The 15,066-nt window shown below is 65.5% G+C and carries 27 protein-coding genes; all 27 read left to right on the forward strand.

The features are described from left to right. Positions 1 to 1,190, forward strand: a 1,190-nt coding sequence (gene tuf / locus U742_RS0118400) for an elongation factor Tu (protein WP_029355689.1), incomplete at its 5' end; no start/stop codon positions are given. Between the two features lie 89 nt (positions 1,191 to 1,279). Further along, positions 1,280 to 1,588: a 30S ribosomal protein S10 gene (rpsJ, locus tag U742_RS0118405; RefSeq protein WP_029355690.1), complete on the forward strand. Its 309-nt coding sequence runs from the start codon at positions 1,280 to 1,282 to the stop codon at positions 1,586 to 1,588. A gap of 22 nt (positions 1,589 to 1,610) precedes the next feature. Beyond that, positions 1,611 to 2,375 (forward strand): 50S ribosomal protein L3, encoded by a 765-nt coding sequence (rplC, locus tag U742_RS0118410; protein WP_029355692.1) that lies wholly within the window; start codon positions 1,611 to 1,613, stop codon positions 2,373 to 2,375. After that, positions 2,375 to 2,995 (forward strand): 50S ribosomal protein L4, encoded by a 621-nt coding sequence (rplD, locus tag U742_RS0118415; protein WP_029355694.1) that lies wholly within the window; start codon positions 2,375 to 2,377, stop codon positions 2,993 to 2,995. The genes rplC and rplD overlap by 1 nt, the downstream gene beginning before the upstream one ends. After that, positions 2,992 to 3,288, forward strand: a complete 297-nt coding sequence (locus U742_RS0118420; RefSeq protein WP_029355696.1) for a 50S ribosomal protein L23 — start codon at positions 2,992 to 2,994, stop codon at positions 3,286 to 3,288. The genes rplD and U742_RS0118420 overlap by 4 nt, the downstream gene beginning before the upstream one ends. A gap of 22 nt (positions 3,289 to 3,310) precedes the next feature. Next, entirely contained in the window at positions 3,311 to 4,144 is an 834-nt protein-coding gene (gene rplB / locus U742_RS0118425) for a 50S ribosomal protein L2 (RefSeq protein WP_029355699.1), read from the forward strand. Positions 4,145 to 4,161: 17 nt separating this feature from the next. Further along, complete coding sequence (gene rpsS, locus U742_RS0118430) at positions 4,162 to 4,440, forward strand: 30S ribosomal protein S19 (protein ID WP_029355702.1); 279 nt, start codon at positions 4,162 to 4,164, stop codon at positions 4,438 to 4,440. Between the two features lie 11 nt (positions 4,441 to 4,451). Continuing rightward, the gene (rplV, locus tag U742_RS0118435) at positions 4,452 to 4,832 is read left to right on the forward strand and encodes a 50S ribosomal protein L22 (RefSeq protein WP_029355704.1); all 381 of its coding nucleotides are present in this window, start codon (positions 4,452 to 4,454) and stop codon (positions 4,830 to 4,832) included. After that, positions 4,832 to 5,539 carry a 30S ribosomal protein S3 gene (gene rpsC / locus U742_RS0118440; protein WP_029355705.1) on the forward strand — a complete coding sequence of 236 codons (708 nt, stop codon included), beginning with the start codon at positions 4,832 to 4,834 and terminating at the stop codon, positions 5,537 to 5,539. The genes rplV and rpsC overlap by 1 nt, the downstream gene beginning before the upstream one ends. Positions 5,540 to 5,566: 27 nt before the next feature. Continuing rightward, complete coding sequence (gene rplP, locus U742_RS0118445; RefSeq protein ID WP_029355707.1) at positions 5,567 to 5,980, forward strand: 50S ribosomal protein L16; 414 nt, start codon at positions 5,567 to 5,569, stop codon at positions 5,978 to 5,980. An 11-nt stretch (positions 5,981 to 5,991) separates the two neighbouring features. Then, positions 5,992 to 6,201 carry a 50S ribosomal protein L29 gene (gene rpmC / locus U742_RS0118450; protein ID WP_029355709.1) on the forward strand — a complete coding sequence of 70 codons (210 nt, stop codon included), beginning with the start codon at positions 5,992 to 5,994 and terminating at the stop codon, positions 6,199 to 6,201. Positions 6,202 to 6,211: 10 nt separating this feature from the next. Further along, positions 6,212 to 6,460 carry a 30S ribosomal protein S17 gene (gene rpsQ / locus U742_RS0118455; protein ID WP_029355710.1) on the forward strand — a complete coding sequence of 83 codons (249 nt, stop codon included), beginning with the start codon at positions 6,212 to 6,214 and terminating at the stop codon, positions 6,458 to 6,460. A 71-nt stretch (positions 6,461 to 6,531) separates the two neighbouring features. Then, on the forward strand, positions 6,532 to 6,900 hold the full coding sequence (rplN, locus tag U742_RS0118460) for a 50S ribosomal protein L14 (RefSeq protein ID WP_029355712.1): 369 nt from the start codon (positions 6,532 to 6,534) through the stop codon (positions 6,898 to 6,900). Continuing rightward, positions 6,900 to 7,217, forward strand: coding sequence for a 50S ribosomal protein L24 (gene rplX, locus U742_RS0118465; protein WP_029355714.1), 318 nt, complete (start codon positions 6,900 to 6,902; stop codon positions 7,215 to 7,217). Before rplN ends, rplX begins: the two co-directional genes overlap by 1 nt. Next, complete coding sequence (rplE, locus tag U742_RS0118470; RefSeq protein WP_029355715.1) at positions 7,210 to 7,767, forward strand: 50S ribosomal protein L5; 558 nt, start codon at positions 7,210 to 7,212, stop codon at positions 7,765 to 7,767. Before rplX ends, rplE begins: the two co-directional genes overlap by 8 nt. 60 nt (positions 7,768 to 7,827) lie before the next feature. Continuing rightward, complete coding sequence (gene rpsN, locus U742_RS0118475) at positions 7,828 to 8,133, forward strand: 30S ribosomal protein S14 (RefSeq protein WP_029355717.1); 306 nt, start codon at positions 7,828 to 7,830, stop codon at positions 8,131 to 8,133. A gap of 14 nt (positions 8,134 to 8,147) precedes the next feature. Continuing rightward, complete coding sequence (gene rpsH, locus U742_RS0118480; RefSeq protein ID WP_029355718.1) at positions 8,148 to 8,546, forward strand: 30S ribosomal protein S8; 399 nt, start codon at positions 8,148 to 8,150, stop codon at positions 8,544 to 8,546. A gap of 19 nt (positions 8,547 to 8,565) precedes the next feature. Beyond that, complete coding sequence (gene rplF, locus U742_RS0118485; protein ID WP_029355720.1) at positions 8,566 to 9,099, forward strand: 50S ribosomal protein L6; 534 nt, start codon at positions 8,566 to 8,568, stop codon at positions 9,097 to 9,099. Between the two features lie 12 nt (positions 9,100 to 9,111). Further along, positions 9,112 to 9,474 carry a 50S ribosomal protein L18 gene (rplR, locus tag U742_RS0118490; protein WP_029355721.1) on the forward strand — a complete coding sequence of 121 codons (363 nt, stop codon included), beginning with the start codon at positions 9,112 to 9,114 and terminating at the stop codon, positions 9,472 to 9,474. 39 nt (positions 9,475 to 9,513) lie between these two features. Then, positions 9,514 to 10,065, forward strand: a complete 552-nt coding sequence (rpsE, locus tag U742_RS0118495) for a 30S ribosomal protein S5 (protein ID WP_029355723.1) — start codon at positions 9,514 to 9,516, stop codon at positions 10,063 to 10,065. A gap of 15 nt (positions 10,066 to 10,080) precedes the next feature. Then, positions 10,081 to 10,269 (forward strand): 50S ribosomal protein L30, encoded by a 189-nt coding sequence (rpmD, locus tag U742_RS0118500; protein WP_029355726.1) that lies wholly within the window; start codon positions 10,081 to 10,083, stop codon positions 10,267 to 10,269. A 25-nt stretch (positions 10,270 to 10,294) separates the two neighbouring features. Then, a complete protein-coding gene (gene rplO, locus U742_RS0118505; protein ID WP_029355728.1) occupies positions 10,295 to 10,786 on the forward strand; it encodes a 50S ribosomal protein L15 in 492 nt (163 codons plus the stop codon). 57 nt (positions 10,787 to 10,843) lie between these two features. Then, positions 10,844 to 12,175, forward strand: a complete 1,332-nt coding sequence (secY, locus tag U742_RS0118510; RefSeq protein WP_029355730.1) for a preprotein translocase subunit SecY — start codon at positions 10,844 to 10,846, stop codon at positions 12,173 to 12,175. Then, entirely contained in the window at positions 12,172 to 12,756 is a 585-nt protein-coding gene (locus U742_RS0118515) for an adenylate kinase (protein WP_029355732.1), read from the forward strand. The genes secY and U742_RS0118515 overlap by 4 nt, the downstream gene beginning before the upstream one ends. 229 nt (positions 12,757 to 12,985) lie before the next feature. Further along, positions 12,986 to 13,354: a 30S ribosomal protein S13 gene (rpsM, locus tag U742_RS0118520; protein ID WP_029355733.1), complete on the forward strand. Its 369-nt coding sequence runs from the start codon at positions 12,986 to 12,988 to the stop codon at positions 13,352 to 13,354. A 133-nt stretch (positions 13,355 to 13,487) separates the two neighbouring features. After that, complete coding sequence (gene rpsK / locus U742_RS0118525) at positions 13,488 to 13,877, forward strand: 30S ribosomal protein S11 (RefSeq protein ID WP_029355735.1); 390 nt, start codon at positions 13,488 to 13,490, stop codon at positions 13,875 to 13,877. 127 nt (positions 13,878 to 14,004) lie between these two features. Continuing rightward, positions 14,005 to 15,021: a DNA-directed RNA polymerase subunit alpha gene (locus tag U742_RS0118530; RefSeq protein WP_029355737.1), complete on the forward strand. Its 1,017-nt coding sequence runs from the start codon at positions 14,005 to 14,007 to the stop codon at positions 15,019 to 15,021. The last annotated feature ends 45 nt before the right edge of the window (positions 15,022 to 15,066 follow it).

Consider the following 15,066-nt stretch of genomic DNA (forward strand, 5'->3'; position numbering starts at 1 on the left):
TGGCCAAAGAGAAGTTTAACCGTTCGAAGCCGCACTGCAACATTGGGACGATTGGGCATGTTGACCATGGCAAGACGTCCCTGACGGCGGCGATCACGAAGGTATTGGCGGAGTCGGGCGGGGCGACGTTCACCGCGTATGACCAGATCGACAAGGCGCCGGAAGAGAAGGCGCGTGGGATCACGATCTCGACGGCGCATGTGGAGTACGAGACGACGAACCGTCACTACGCGCATGTCGACTGCCCCGGCCACGCGGACTATGTGAAGAACATGATCACCGGTGCGGCGCAGATGGACGGCGCGATCCTGGTGGTTTCGGCGGCGGACGGCCCGATGCCGCAGACCCGCGAGCACATCCTTCTGGCGCGCCAGGTCGGCGTTCCGGCGCTGGTGGTGTTCCTGAACAAGTGCGACATGGTGGACGATCCGGAGCTTCTGGAGCTGGTCGAGCTCGAGGTCCGCGAGCTTCTGTCGAAGTACGACTTCCCGGGCGACGACATCCCGATCATCCGCGGCTCGGCGCTGGTTGCGCTGGAGAACGGGGATCCGGAGCTGGGCAAGAACGCGGTGCTGAAGCTGATGGAGGCGGTTGACGCCTACATCCCGCAGCCGGAGCGCCCGATCGACCAGCCGTTCCTGATGCCGATCGAGGACGTGTTCTCGATCTCGGGCCGCGGCACGGTGGTGACGGGGCGCGTCGAGCGCGGCATCGTGAAGGTCGGCGAGGAAGTCGAGATCGTCGGCATCCGCCCGACGGTGAAGACCACGGTGACCGGCGTCGAGATGTTCCGCAAGCTTCTGGACCAGGGCCAGGCGGGTGACAACATCGGCGTGCTGCTGCGCGGCACCAAGCGCGAGGACGTGGAGCGCGGCCAGGTTGTGTGCAAGCCGGGTTCGGTGAAGCCGCACACCAAGTTCAAGGCCGAGGCGTACATCCTGACCAAGGAGGAGGGCGGCCGCCACACGCCGTTCTTCACCAACTACCGTCCGCAGTTCTACTTCCGCACGACCGACGTGACGGGCGTGGTGACGCTGCCGGAAGGCACGGAAATGGTGATGCCGGGCGACAACATCTCGGTTGACGTGCAGCTGATCGTGCCGATCGCGATGGAAGAGAAGCTGCGCTTCGCCATCCGCGAAGGCGGCCGCACCGTCGGCGCCGGCGTCGTCGCCGCCATCATCGAGTGAGCGGAAAAGTCCCGAGGGGCGCCTCGGCCTGCCGGCGCGCCCCTTTTTCGTGGAGCTCAAGGGAGCTCCCTCTGGGAGCCTGAAGAGAAATGAACGGCCAGAACATCCGGATCCGCCTCAAGGCGTTCGACCATCGCATCCTGGACGCCTCGACCCGCGAGATCGTGAACACGGCGAAGCGCACCGGTGCGCAGATTCGCGGACCGATCCCGCTGCCGACGCGGATCGAGAGGTTCACGGTCAACCGCTCGCCCCACGTGGACAAGAAATCCCGTGAACAGTTCGAGATGCGCACGCATAAGCGCCTGCTCGACATCGTTGACCCGACGCCCCAGACGGTGGACGCGCTGATGAAGCTCGACCTCGCCGCCGGCGTCGACGTCGAGATCAAGCTCTGAGAGAAGGCGAAGGGACACGGCCATGCGGTCAGGCGTCATCGCCCAGAAGGTCGGAATGACCCGCATCTTTACGGATGCAGGTGAACACGTTCCGGTCACTGTGCTGAAAGTCGATAATTGCCAGGTGGTTGCCCACCGGACCCTCGACAAGAACGGTTATGTGGCTCTGCAGCTCGGCGTCGGCCGGGCCAAGCCGCAGAACACCACGCGCGCCATGCGCGGGCACTTCGCGGTGGCGAAGGTCGAGCCCAAGCGCAAGCTCGCGGAGTTCCGCGTCGAGGAAGACGGGCTGATCCCGGTCGGTGCGGAGCTGACGGCGGACCATTTCGTGGTCGGCCAGTTCGTCGACGTGACAGGCACCTCCACCGGTAAGGGTTTTGCCGGCGGCATGAAGCGCCATAATTTCGGCGGCCTTCGCGCCACCCACGGCGTGTCGATCTCGCATCGTTCGATCGGTTCGACCGGCGGTCGTCAGGACCCCGGCAAGACCTTCAAGAACAAGAAGATGCCCGGTCACATGGGTGTCGAGACGGTGACCACGCAGAACCTCAAGGTGGTTCTGACGGATGTCGAGCGCGGCCTGATCGCGGTCGAGGGCGCCGTCCCCGGCCACAAGGGCGGCTGGATCTTGGTCGCCGACGCGGTGAAGAAGAAGCTGCCGGCCGAAGCGCCGAAGCCGGGCAAGTTCCGGCTGCCGGGCGCCGACGGCGACGCGACCGAAGGTTCGGCGACCGAGGCTCCGGCCGACGTCGCTGCGGCCGAGGCCGCTGCTGAGGAGGCTGTGTGATGGAAATCGCCGTCAAGACGCTGGAAGGGACCGAGGCCGGTTCCGTCACGCTGTCGGATGCCATCTTCGGCCTCGAGCCGCGGCAGGACATCCTGCACCGCTGCGTGGTGTGGCAGCTCTCGCGCCGACAGGCCGGCACGCACTCGACGCTCTCGCGCTCGGAAGTCAACCGCACCAAGCGGAAGATGTACAAGCAGAAGGGCACCGGCGGCGCCCGCCACGGCGCGGCTTCCGCTCCGCAGTTCCGCGGCGGCGCCAAGGCCTTCGCGCCGGTCGTCCGCAGCCATGCGAGCGAGCTGCCGAAGAAGGTCCGCGCCCTCGCGCTGAAGCATGCGCTGTCCTCCAAGGCGAAGGACCAGCAGATCATCGTCCTCGACGATGCGACGCTGGCCGAGCCGAAGACCAAGCTGCTCAAGGAGCGTCTGGCGGGACTCGGCCTGTCCAACGCGCTGATCGTCTCGGGTGCCGAGGTCGATGCCAATTTCGGTCTCGCCTCGCGCAACATCGTCCATCTCGACGTGCTGCCCGTCCAGGGCATCAACGTCTACGACATCCTCCGCCGTCAGACCCTCGTGCTGACCAAGGCGGCTGTCGACGCTCTGGAGGCGCGCTTCAAATGAGTCTCGATCCGCGCCACTACGACGTGATCGTGTCCCCGGTCATCACCGAGAAGGCCACGACCGCGTCCGAGCACAACCAGGTCGTCTTCAAGGTCGCTCTGACGGCTACCAAGCCGCAGATCAAGGAGGCGGTCGAGAAGCTCTTCGACGTCAAGGTGAAGAGCGTCAACACGCTGGTCCGCAAGGGGAAGACGAAGTTCTTCAAGGGCCGCAAGGGCGTGCAGAACGACGTGAAGAAGGCGGTCGTGACCCTCGTCGAGGGCCACACCATCGACATCACGACGGGTCTGTGAGCCGGGAGTAGGGAACAGAGTCATGGCACTCAAGACCTTCAAGCCGGTTACCCCTGGTCTGCGCCAGCTGGTCATCGTCGACCGTGCGGGCCTCTACAAGGGCAAGCCGGTCAAGACGCTGACCGAGGGCAAGAACGAGGCCGGCGGTCGCAACAACACCGGTCGGGTGACCGTCCGCTTCCGCGGCGGCGGCCACAAGCAGGCCTATCGTCTGGTCGACTTCAAGCGCGCCAAGCGTGACGTGCCGGCCGTGGTGGATCGGATCGAATACGACCCGAACCGCACCGCCTTCATCGCGCTGATCAAGTACGAGGACGGCGATCTCGCCTACATCCTCGCGCCGCAGCGCCTGGCGGTCGGTGATACCGTGGTCGCCGGCAAGAGCGTCGACGTGAAACCCGGCAACGCGGCTCCGCTCGGCAACCTGCCGGTCGGCACGATCGTGCACAATGTCGAGCTGAAGATCGGCAAGGGCGGCCAGATAGCCCGCTCCGCCGGCTCGTATGCGCAGATCGTCGGCCGCGACCAGGGTTATGTGATCATCCGCCTCAACTCGGGCGAGCAGCGCCTGGTGCACGGCGAGTGCTTCGGCACGGTGGGCGCGGTCTCGAACCCTGACCACATGAACACGAGCCTCGGCAAGGCCGGCCGCAAGCGCTGGCTGGGCCGTCGCCCGCACAACCGCGGTGTCACCATGAACCCGGTCGACCACCCGCATGGCGGCGGCGAAGGCCGCACCTCGGGCGGCCGTCATCCGGTCACCCCGTGGGGCTTCCCCACCAAGGGCAAGAAGACCCGGAAGAACAAGTCGACCGGCAAGTTCATCGTGTCCAGCCGGCACGCACGCAAGAAGTGAGCGAGGGAACCTGAATTATGTCTCGTTCGGTCTGGAAAGGTCCGTTCGTCGACGGCTACCTCCTCAAGAAGGCGGAAGCCGCCCGTTCGTCCGGGCGTCATGACGTGGTCAAGATCTGGAGCCGTCGCTCCACGATCCTCCCGCAATTCGTGGGCATCACGTTCGGCGTCTATAACGGCAACAAGCATGTCCCGGTCTCGGTGAACGAGGACATGGTCGGCCACAAGTTCGGCGAGTTCGCCCCGACCCGTACCTATTACGGGCACGCGGCGGACAAGAAAGCCAAGCGGAAGTAGAGGCAAGGGTCATGGGTAAGGCAGCTCGTCCGCGCGCGCTCGCGGATACGGAAGCCAAGGCGGTTGCGCGGAATCTCCGCGTCAGCCCCCAGAAGCTCAACCTCGTCGCCGGGCTCATCCGCGGCAAGAAGGTCGCGACTGCGCTCGCCGACCTGCAGTTCTCGCGCAAGCGGATCGCCGGCGACGTGAAGAAGTGCCTGGAATCGGCGATCGCCAATGCCGAGAACAATCATGAGCTGGACGTCGACGATCTGATCGTCGCCGAGGCGCATGTCGGCAAGGGCCTCGTCATGAAGCGGTTCGCCGCGCGTGCCCGTGGCCGCGCCAGCCGGATCGAGAAGCCGTTCTCGCATATCACCATCGTGGTGCGTGAAGTCGGGGAGAAGGCCTGATGGGTCAGAAGGTCAATCCGGTCGGGCTGCGGCTCGGCATCAACCGCACCTGGGACTCGCGCTGGTTCGCCGGCAAGGGCGAGTACGGCCAGTTGCTGCACGAGGACATCAAGATCCGCGAGATGCTGATGAAGCTGCTGAAGCAGGCGGCCGTCAGCAAGATCGTGATCGAGCGTCCGCACAAGAAGTGTCGCGTCACCATCCACTCGGCGCGTCCGGGCGTGGTGATCGGCAAGAAGGGCGCCGACATCGACAAGCTGCGCAAGAAGGTCGCCGAGATGACCAACTCGGAGGTCTTCATCAACATCGTCGAGATCCGCAAGCCGGAAATCGACGCGCGCCTCGTCGCCGAATCGATCGCCCAGCAGCTCGAGCGTCGCGTCGCTTTCCGCCGCGCCATGAAGCGCGCGGTGCAGTCGGCGATCCGTCTCGGCGCCGAAGGCATCCGTATCAACTGCTCCGGCCGCCTCGGCGGCGCGGAAATCGCGCGTCTGGAATGGTATCGTGAAGGGCGCGTGCCGCTTCACACCTTGCGCGCGGACGTGGATTACGGTACGGCCACCGCCTTCACGACCTACGGCACCTGTGGTGTGAAGGTCTGGATCTTCAAGGGCGAAATCCTCGAGCACGATCCGATGGCGCAGGACAAGCGCCAGGCGGACTCGGAGCCGTCGGGTGGTCGCTCCTCGCGCCGCGACGCGGCGTGAGGCGAATAAAGGAATAAGAGGCGCGACATGCTGCAACCGAAGCGCACGAAGTTCCGCAAGCAGTTCAAGGGCCGTATCCACGGCGCTGCGAAGGGTGGAACTGACCTCAATTTCGGCCAGTTCGGCCTGAAGGCCCTGGAGCCGGAGCGCGTCACCGCGCGGCAGATCGAAGCTGCCCGCCGCGCGCTCACCCGTCACATGAAGCGCGCGGGCCGCGTGTGGATCCGCGTGTTCCCGGACGTGCCGGTTTCCAAGAAGCCGACCGAAGTCCGCATGGGTAAGGGCAAGGGCGCTCCCGAGTTCTGGGCGGCCAAGGTGAAGCCCGGCCGCATCATGTTCGAGATCGATGGCGTGAGCCAGGAGATCGCCAAGGAAGCGCTGACGCTGGCGGCGGCCAAGCTGCCGATCAAGACGCGCTTCGTCGAGCGCATCGCCGAGTGACGGAGGGAATCATGACGAAGGCTTCCGACATTCGGACGAAGACGGCCGACGAGCTCGCCGACGAGCTGCTGGCCCTCAAGAAGGAGCAGTTCAACCTGCGCTTCCAGCGCGCGACGGGACAGCTTGAGAACACGGCGCGGGTGCGTCAGGTCCGCCGCGACATCGCGCGGATCAAGACCGTCGCCGCGCAGAAGGCCGCTTCCGCGGCCAAGGCGAAGTGAGGAGATAACGATGCCGAAGCGTTTGCTGCAGGGCGTCGTGGTGAGCGACAAGCAGGACAAGACCGTCGTGGTCCGTGTCGAGCGTCGTTTCACGCATCCGCTGCTGAAGAAGACCGTCCGCCGCTCCAAGAAGTATCACGCCCATGACGAGGGCAATGCTTGGAAGGAAGGCGACACGGTGTGGATCGAGGAGAGCCGTCCTCTGTCCAAGCTGAAGCACTGGGTCGTGGTCCAGGGCGAGAAGCGCGTAGAAGTCTGAGGTTTCCCGGAAACGGGACGGTAGTGCGCCGGTCTGACTGAGCGCGCAGGATTACGAGAAAAAGGTGCGTCATGATCCAGATGCAGACCAATCTCGACGTGGCGGACAATTCCGGCGCGCGTCGCGTCATGTGCATCAAGGTGCTCGGCGGTTCGAAGCGTAAGTACGCCCATGTCGGCGACATCATCGTGGTGTCGGTGAAGGAGGCGATCCCGCGCGGCCGCGTGAAGAAGGGCGACGTGATGAAGGCGGTCGTGGTTCGCACGGCCAAGGACATCCGTCGCGCCGATGGTTCGGTCATCCGTTTCGACCGCAACGCGGCTGTTCTGATCAACAATCAGAAGGAGCCGGTCGGCACCCGTATCTTCGGGCCGGTGCCGCGCGAGCTGCGCGCCAAGAACCACATGAAGATCATTTCGCTGGCGCCGGAGGTGCTGTGATGGCCGCGAAAATCAAGAAGGGCGACAAGGTCGTCGTTCTCGCCGGCCGCGACAAGGGCCGCACCGGCGAGGTGTTCGAAGTGCTTCCGAAGGACGGCACCGCGAAGGTTCGCGGCGTCAACCTGGTGAAGCGCCATCAGCGTCAGACCGCGAACCAGGAAGGCGGGATCATCTCCAAGGAGGCCCCGATCCACCTGTCGAACATCGCGATCGCCGACCCCAAGGACGGCAAGCCGACCCGCGTCGGCTTCCTCGTGCAGGCGGACGGCAGCAAGGTCCGGGTCGCCAAGCGCTCGGGGGAGAAGATCGATGGCTGAGACCAGCTACACCCCGCGGATGAAGTCCCTCTATGAGGACGTCGTCCGCAAGCAGATGATCGAGCAGTTCGGCTACAAGAACCCCATGGAAGTGCCGACGATCGAGAAGATCGTCATCAACATGGGCGTGGGCGAAGCCACCGCCGACACCAAGAAGGTGCAGACCGCGGCGGGCGACCTCGCGCTGATCGCCGGCCAGAAGCCGGTTGTGACGCGTGCGCGCAAGGCGATCTCGAACTTCAAGCTGCGCGAGAATCAGCCGGTCGGCGCCAAGGTCACTCTGCGCAAGACCCGCATGTACGAGTTCGTGGACCGTCTCGTGAACATCGCGCTGCCGCGCGTTCGCGACTTCCGCGGTCTCAACCCGAAGAGCTTCGACGGCCGCGGCAACTATGCCCTTGGCATCAAGGAGCACATCGTGTTCCCCGAGATCAACTACGACAAGGTTGATCAGATGTGGGGCATGGACATCATCGTCTGCACGACGGCGAAGACGGACGAGGAAGCGCGTGCGCTTCTGAAGGCCTTCAACTTCCCGTTCCGGCAGTAAGCATCCCCTTCCGGCCGTGGGGCGACAGCCCCAAACGCGGAGAGCTAGGAGCAAGAGCATATGGCGAAGAAGAGCGCGGTCGAGAAGAACGAACACCGCCGCCGGCTTGTGAAGAACAATGCGGCGAAGCGGGCTCGTCTGAAGGCCCTGGTCAACAACAAGGAACTGCCGATCGAGGAGCGCTTCGCCGCGGTCCTCAAGCTGGCTGAGCTTCCGCGCAACTCGGCGAAGGTCCGCATCCGCAACCGCTGCGAGGTGACCGGCCGTCCGCGTGCGTTCTATCGCAAGCTGAAGATGTCGCGCATCGCGCTGCGCGAACTCGGTTCGCAGGGCCAGATTCCTGGCCTCGTGAAGTCGAGCTGGTGAGGGAGGGCTGATCCATGTCCACGACCGATCCGATCGGCGACCTGATCACCCGCATCCGCAACGCGCAGATGCGGCGCAAGGAAAAGATCTCGACCCCGGGCTCGCGGCTGCGCGCCTCGGTGCTCGACGTGCTGGCCTCCGAGGGCTTCATCCGCGGCTATTCCGCCTCGGAGCCCGTCAACGGCCGCACCGAGTTCGAGATCGAGCTGAAGTACTATGACGGCGAGCCGGTGATCCGCGAGATCTCGCGCGTCTCCAAGCCGGGCCGCCGGGTGTATTCCTCGGTGAAGACCCTTCCGCGCGTCGCCAACGGTCTCGGCGTCGCTGTCGTCTCCACGCCCCAGGGCGTGATGGCGGACCACGAAGCCCGCGACAAGAACGTGGGCGGCGAAGTCCTCTTCACGGTCTTCTGATCGGGAGGCAGAGAGCATCATGTCCAAGATCGGCAAAGCCACCATCACCGTCCCGGCCGGCGTCACCGCCGCCATCGACGGCCAGACCGTCAAGGTCAAGGGTCCGAAGGGCGCGCTGCAGGTGCAGCTCGTCGAGGAGATCGGCGCGAAGCTGGACGGCAACGTCATCGCCTTCGCGCCGCGCGGCGAGACCAACCGCCACAAGGCGATGTGGGGCCTGTCCCGCACGCTGGTGGCCAATCTCGTCGAAGGCGTCACCAAGGGCTTCGAGAAGAAGCTGGAGATCAACGGCGTCGGCTACAAGGCGGCGGTGCAGGGCAAGAACCTGAACCTCTCGCTCGGCTACAGCCACGACGTGATCTATCCGATCCCGGAGGGGATCCAGATCGTGACGCCGAAGCCGACCGAGATCGTCGTCACCGGCATCGACCGCCAGAAGGTCGGTCAGGTCGCCGCCGAGATCCGCGAATTCCGCGGTCCCGAGCCCTACAAGGGCAAGGGCGTGAAGTACGCGGGTGAGTTCATCTTCCGCAAGGAAGGCAAGAAGAAGTAACGGAACCGAACCATGGCTCAGTACAAGGACGCTACCGAGCGCCGCAAGGCGCGTGTCCGTCGTGCTCTCCGCACGGCGGCGAACGGGCGGCCGCGCCTTTCGGTGCATCGCTCGTCGAAGCACATCTATGCGCAGGTCATCGACGACGCGCGCGGGGTCACCGTGGCCTCCGCCTCGACGCTCGAGAAGGATCTGCGCGCCAGCCTGAAGACCGGCGCGGACGTCGCGGCGGCTCAGGCCATCGGCAAGCTCGTGGCCGAGCGTGCCGTCGCTGCCGGCGTGAAGGACGTGGTGTTCGACCGCGGCGCCTTCATCTATCACGGCCGCGTCAAGGCGCTCGCCGATGCCGCCCGTGAGGGCGGCCTCAACTTCTGATCACGAGCGGGTCGACCGCGGAAAGACGAGGATAAGATCATGGCTCGTGAACGTGAGCGTGAACGCGAGGATCGCGACAATACGTTCGTGGACAAGCTGGTCCACATCAACCGCGTCGCCAAGGTGGTGAAGGGCGGCCGGCGCTTCGGCTTCGCCGCCCTCGTCGTCGTCGGCGACCAGAAGGGCCGCGTGGGCTTCGGCCACGGCAAGGCCCGCGAGGTGCCGGAGGCCATCCGCAAGGCGACGGACGCCGCCAAGCGCGCGCTGATCCGCGTGCCGCTGCGCGAGGGCCGTACCCTGCACCACGACGTGCATGGCCATCATGGCGCCGGCAAGGTGGTGCTGCGCGCCGCCCCGGCCGGTACCGGCATCATCGCCGGCGGCCCGATGCGCGCGGTGTTCGAGACGCTCGGCATGCAGGACGTGGTGGCCAAGTCGTTCGGCTCGTCCAACCCGTACAACATGGTCCGCGCGACCTTCGAGGCGCTGAAGAACCAGGACAGCCCCCGCCTCGTGGCGGCGCGCCGCAGCCTGAAGGTCTCGCAGCTCCAGGCCCGCCGCCGCGTCGACGACGCCGAAGCGACCGACTGATCAGGAGCGCGCATCATGGCGAAGGAAAAGACCATCACGGTCGAGCAGGTCGGCTCTCCGATCCGCCGTCCGGGCGACCAGCGGGCGACGCTCGTCGGTCTCGGCCTCAATAAGCTCGGGCGTCGTTCCACGCTCGAAGACACTCCGGCTGTACGCGGCATGATCGCCAAGGTCGGCCACCTCGTGCGCGTCGTCGAAGCGTGACGCGGGCAGGGACGGGAGACAGACCATGACCAGCCTCAACGGCATCAAGGACAACGAAGGCGCGCGCAAGAAGCGCATGCGCGTCGGTCGCGGCATCGGTTCGGGCAAGGGCAAGACCGGCGGCCGCGGCGTGAAGGGTCAGACCTCGCGCACCGGCGTCGCGATCAAGGGCTTCGAGGGCGGCCAGATGCCGCTGCATCGGCGCCTGCCGAAGCGCGGCTTCAACAACATCTTCGCGCTCGACTGGAACGAGGTCTCGCTCGGCCGTATCCAGACCGCGATCGACGCCGGCAAGCTCGACGCCAAGGCGCCGGTCACAGAAGCCGCGCTGGTTGCGGCGGGCGTGCTGCGCCGTGCCAAGGCCGGCGTGCGCGTGCTCGGCTCCGGCGAGCTGAAGGCGAAGATCGCGCTCGAAGTGGCGCATGCCACCAAGTCGGCAGCCGCGGCGGTCGAGAAGGCGGGCGGCACTGTGACGCTGCTCAATCCGGCGGCGGACGCTGGCGAAACGGCTGCCTGACGCTTAAGTCAGGCATTCCGATTCTGATTAAGGGCACAGGCGAGGAGCGAAGCCATCATGGCCTCGGCAGCAGAACAACTCGCGGCTAACCTCAATTTCGGTGCCCTCGCGAAGGCCGAAGAACTGAAGAAGCGCATCTGGTTCACGCTGGGTGCGCTTCTCGTGTATCGGCTCGGCACCTACATCCCGATGCCCGGAATCAATCCGGACGCGCTCGCGGACGTGTTCCGCACCGCGCAGCAGGGCATCATCGGCCTGTTCAACATGTTCTCGGGCGGCGCGGTTTCGCGCATGGCGATCTTCGCCCTGAACATCATGCCGTACATCTCCGCCTCGATCATCGTGCAGTTGCTGACCACCGTGTCGCCGCAGCTCGAGGCGCTGAAGAAGGAAGGCGAGTCCGGCCGCAAGCAGATCAACCAGTACACGCGCTACCTGACCGTGGTGCTCGCGGTGTTCCAGTCCTACGGCATCGCCGTGGGCCTCGAAGGCTCGGGCGCCGTGGTCTCGGATCCGGGCTGGTTCTTCCGCATCTCGACGGTGCTCACGCTGACCGGCGGCACCATGTTCCTGATGTGGCTCGGCGAGCAGATCACCTCGCGCGGCATCGGCAACGGCATCTCGCTGATCATCTTCGCCGGCATCGTCGCCGAGCTGCCCTCGGCGATCGCCGGCACTCTGGAGCTCGGCCGTCAGGGCGCGCTGTCCACCGGCTTGATCCTGGCGGTGATCCTGATGGCGGTCGCCGTGATCATGTTCATCGTGTTCATGGAGCGCGCCCAGCGCCGGCTGCTGATCCAGTATCCGAAGCGCCAGGTCGGCAACAAGGTGTATGAGGGCCAGTCCTCGCACCTGCCGCTGAAGCTGAACTCGTCGGGCGTCATCCCGCCGATCTTCGCCTCCTCGCTGCTGCTGATCCCGACCACGGTCGCCAGCTTCTCGCAGGGGCAGGGGCCGGCATGGCTCACCACGGTGACGTCGCTGATCGGGCACGGGCGGCCGCTGTTCATGCTGCTTTATGTGCTGCTGATCGTGTTCTTCTGCTTCTTCTACACCGCGATCGTGTTCAACCCGACCGAGACCGCGGACAACCTGAAGAAGCATGGCGGCTTCATCCCGGGCATCCGGCCGGGCGAGCGCACGGCGGAATATATCGACTATGTGCTGACTCGCATTACCGTGATCGGTGCGGCTTACCTTGCGATAGTGTGCCTGTTCCCGGAGATCCTGATCTCCTACGCCGCGGTGCCGTTCTATTTCGGCGGCACCTCCCTGCTGATCGTGGTCAGCGTGACCATGGACACGGTGGCGCAGGTCCAGGGGCATCTGCTGGCGCATCAATATGAAGGCCTGGTCAAGAAGGCCAAGCTCAGGGGGAAGCGTCGATGAGGCTGATATTGCTGGGCCCGCCGGGGGCGGGGAAGGGAACTCAGGCCCAGCGGCTGGTGGCCCGGCACGGCATCATCCAGCTCTCCACCGGCGACATGCTTCGTGAAGCGGTCGCCAACGGCACGCCGATCGGCCTCAAGGCCAAGGCAGTGATGGATGCCGGCAAGCTGGTCTCCGACGACATCGTGATCGGCATCGTCGCCGACCGCATCGAGCAGCCCGATGCCGCCAGGGGGTTCATCCTCGACGGCTTCCCGCGCACCGTGCCGCAGGCCGAGGCGCTCGACAGCATGCTCGCCGAGAAGGGCCTCAAGCTCGACGCCGTGATCGAGTTCAAGGTCGACCAGACGAAGCTGGTCGAGCGCATCCTGAAGCGCGCCGAGGAAACCCGCGCGCGCGGCGAGCCGGTGCGCAAGGACGACGACCCGGAGGTCTTCAAGACCCGGCTCGAGGCCTTCAACCGCGACACCGCCGTGGTCGCTCCCTACTACGCGGAGCGCGGGCTGCTGGTCGCGGTCGACGGCATGAAGCCGATCGACGAGGTCACGCGGGACATCGCGGACGTTCTCGAGACCGTCTGATCGGCCGCGCGGCCGTTCACGATGCGGCGTTCTGAAGGTTGCGCGGCTTGACACGGGCCGCGATTCCTTTTATGTGCGCCGCTTCATTTCATCGAGCGCAGCGTTTCGACGTCTGTCACGGATGTCGGGAAATACCTGTGCGCTCATCCCTGCAGGGGCCGGCCTCCACCGGACGCAGGGCTAACCCCGTGCCGCGGCTCGTCGCCCGGCGATACATGGAGAAGACGGCGTGGCCCGTATAGCAGGCGTCAATATCCCGACCAACAAGCGCGTCGTCATTGCGCTCCAGTACATCCACGGCATCGGCCCGAAGAATGCGGCCGAGATCGTCGAGAAGGTCGGCATCCCGTCCGAGCGTCGCGTGAACCAGCTCACCGACCAGGAAGTGCTGCAGATCCGCGAAGCGATCGACCGCGACTACGTCGTGGAAGGCGATCTGCGCCGCGAAGTCGCGATCAACATCAAGCGTCTGATGGACCTCGGCTGCTATCGCGGTCTGCGCCATCGCCGCGGTCTGCCGGTGCGCGGCCAGCGCACCCACACCAATGCCCGTACCCGCAAGGGTCCGGCCAAGCCGATCGCCGGCAAGAAGAAGTGAGTTCCGGCGGGCCGCGTGCCCGCCGCTTTCCCGACGGCAGGCGGGGACGGCCTCAGGCACGTTCCTCCTGCCGGTCTGATTGTTTCATCCCGAGCGCCTGGCAATACGGGCGCGCCCGAAGGATCAAGGACCTATGGCCAAAGAAGCAGCCCGCGTGAAGCGCCGTGAGCGCAAGAACATCGCCTCCGGCGTCGCCCACGTGAACGCGTCGTTCAACAACACCATGATCACCATCACCGATGCGCAGGGCAACACCATTGCCTGGTCGTCGGCCGGCGCCATGGGTTTCAAGGGGTCGCGCAAGTCGACCCCGTATGCCGCGCAGGTCGCGGCGGAGGATTGCGCCCGCAAGGCGGCGGACCACGGCATGCGGACCCTCGAAGTCGAGGTGTCGGGCCCCGGTTCCGGCCGCGAGTCGGCGTTGCGCGCCTTCCAGGCGGCGGGCTTCACCGTCACGTCGATCCGCGACGTCACGCCGATCCCGCACAATGGCTGCCGTCCGCGCAAGCGCCGGCGCGTGTGACGCTATTTTCCTGTCCCCGCGGTGCCCCGGCGTCGCGGGTTCAGTTGCGTTTGGCATTCCTTCCCGCGTTGCGCGGGGGCGGTAATCCGGCGAATGGCCGGGTCCCGTCGAGAGCAAGGGTGACGTCGTGATTCAGAAGAACTGGCAAGAGCTGATCAAGCCCGAGAAGCTCGAGGTCGCCACCGGCAGCGACCCGAAGCGGCTTGCGACCGTGGTTGCCGAACCGCTCGAGCGCGGCTTCGGCCAGACGCTCGGCAATGCGCTGCGCCGCATCCTCCTTTCCTCGCTGCAGGGCGCGGCGGTGACCTCGGTGCACATCGACGGCGTGCTGCACGAGTTCTCCTCGATCCCGGGCGTGCGCGAGGACGTGACCGACATCGTCCTCAACATCAAGGACATCGCCATCAAGATGCAGGGCGACGGCCCCAAGCGCATGGTGGTGAAGAAGCAGGGTCCGGGCGTCGTCACCGCCGGTGACATCCAGACCGTGAACGACGTGCAGGTGCTGAACCCCGAGCTCGTGCTCTGCACCCTCGACGAGGGCGCGGAGATCCGCATGGAGTTCACCGTCGACACCGGCAAGGGCTATGTCGCGGCCGACCGCAACCGCCCCGAGGACGCGCCGATCGGCCTCATCCCGGTCGACAGCCTCTACTCGCCGGTCAAGAAGGTCTCCTACAAGGTCGAGAACACCCGCGAGGGCCAGATTCTCGACTATGACAAGCTCACGCTCTCCATCGAAACCAACGGCTCGGTCGGTCCCGAGGACGCGCTCGCCTATGCCGCGCGCATCCTGCAGGACCAGCTTGAGATCTTCGTGAACTTCGAGGAGCCGAAGCGCGAGACCGAGAGCCCGGCCATGCAGGAGCTGCCGTTCAACCCGGCCCTGCTGAAGAAGGTCGACGAGCTCGAGCTGTCGGTGCGTTCGGCCAACTGCCTGAAGAACGACAACATCGTCTACATCGGCGACCTGATCCAGAAGACCGAGGCGGAGATGCTCCGTACCCCGAACTTCGGCCGCAAGTCGCTGAACGAGATCAAGGAAGTTCTCGCCAGCATGGGCCTGCATCTCGGCATGGAAGTGCCGGGCTGGCCGCCGGAGAACATCGAGGATCTCGCCAAGCGTTTCGAAGATCACTACTGAGCATCAGGCGCGGCATTCGAGCCGCCTCACCCCCAATCGGCTCGA

This window comes from Allobosea sp. 117 (assembly GCF_000702305.1).
Classification (GTDB): domain Bacteria; phylum Pseudomonadota; class Alphaproteobacteria; order Rhizobiales; family Xanthobacteraceae; genus Ancylobacter.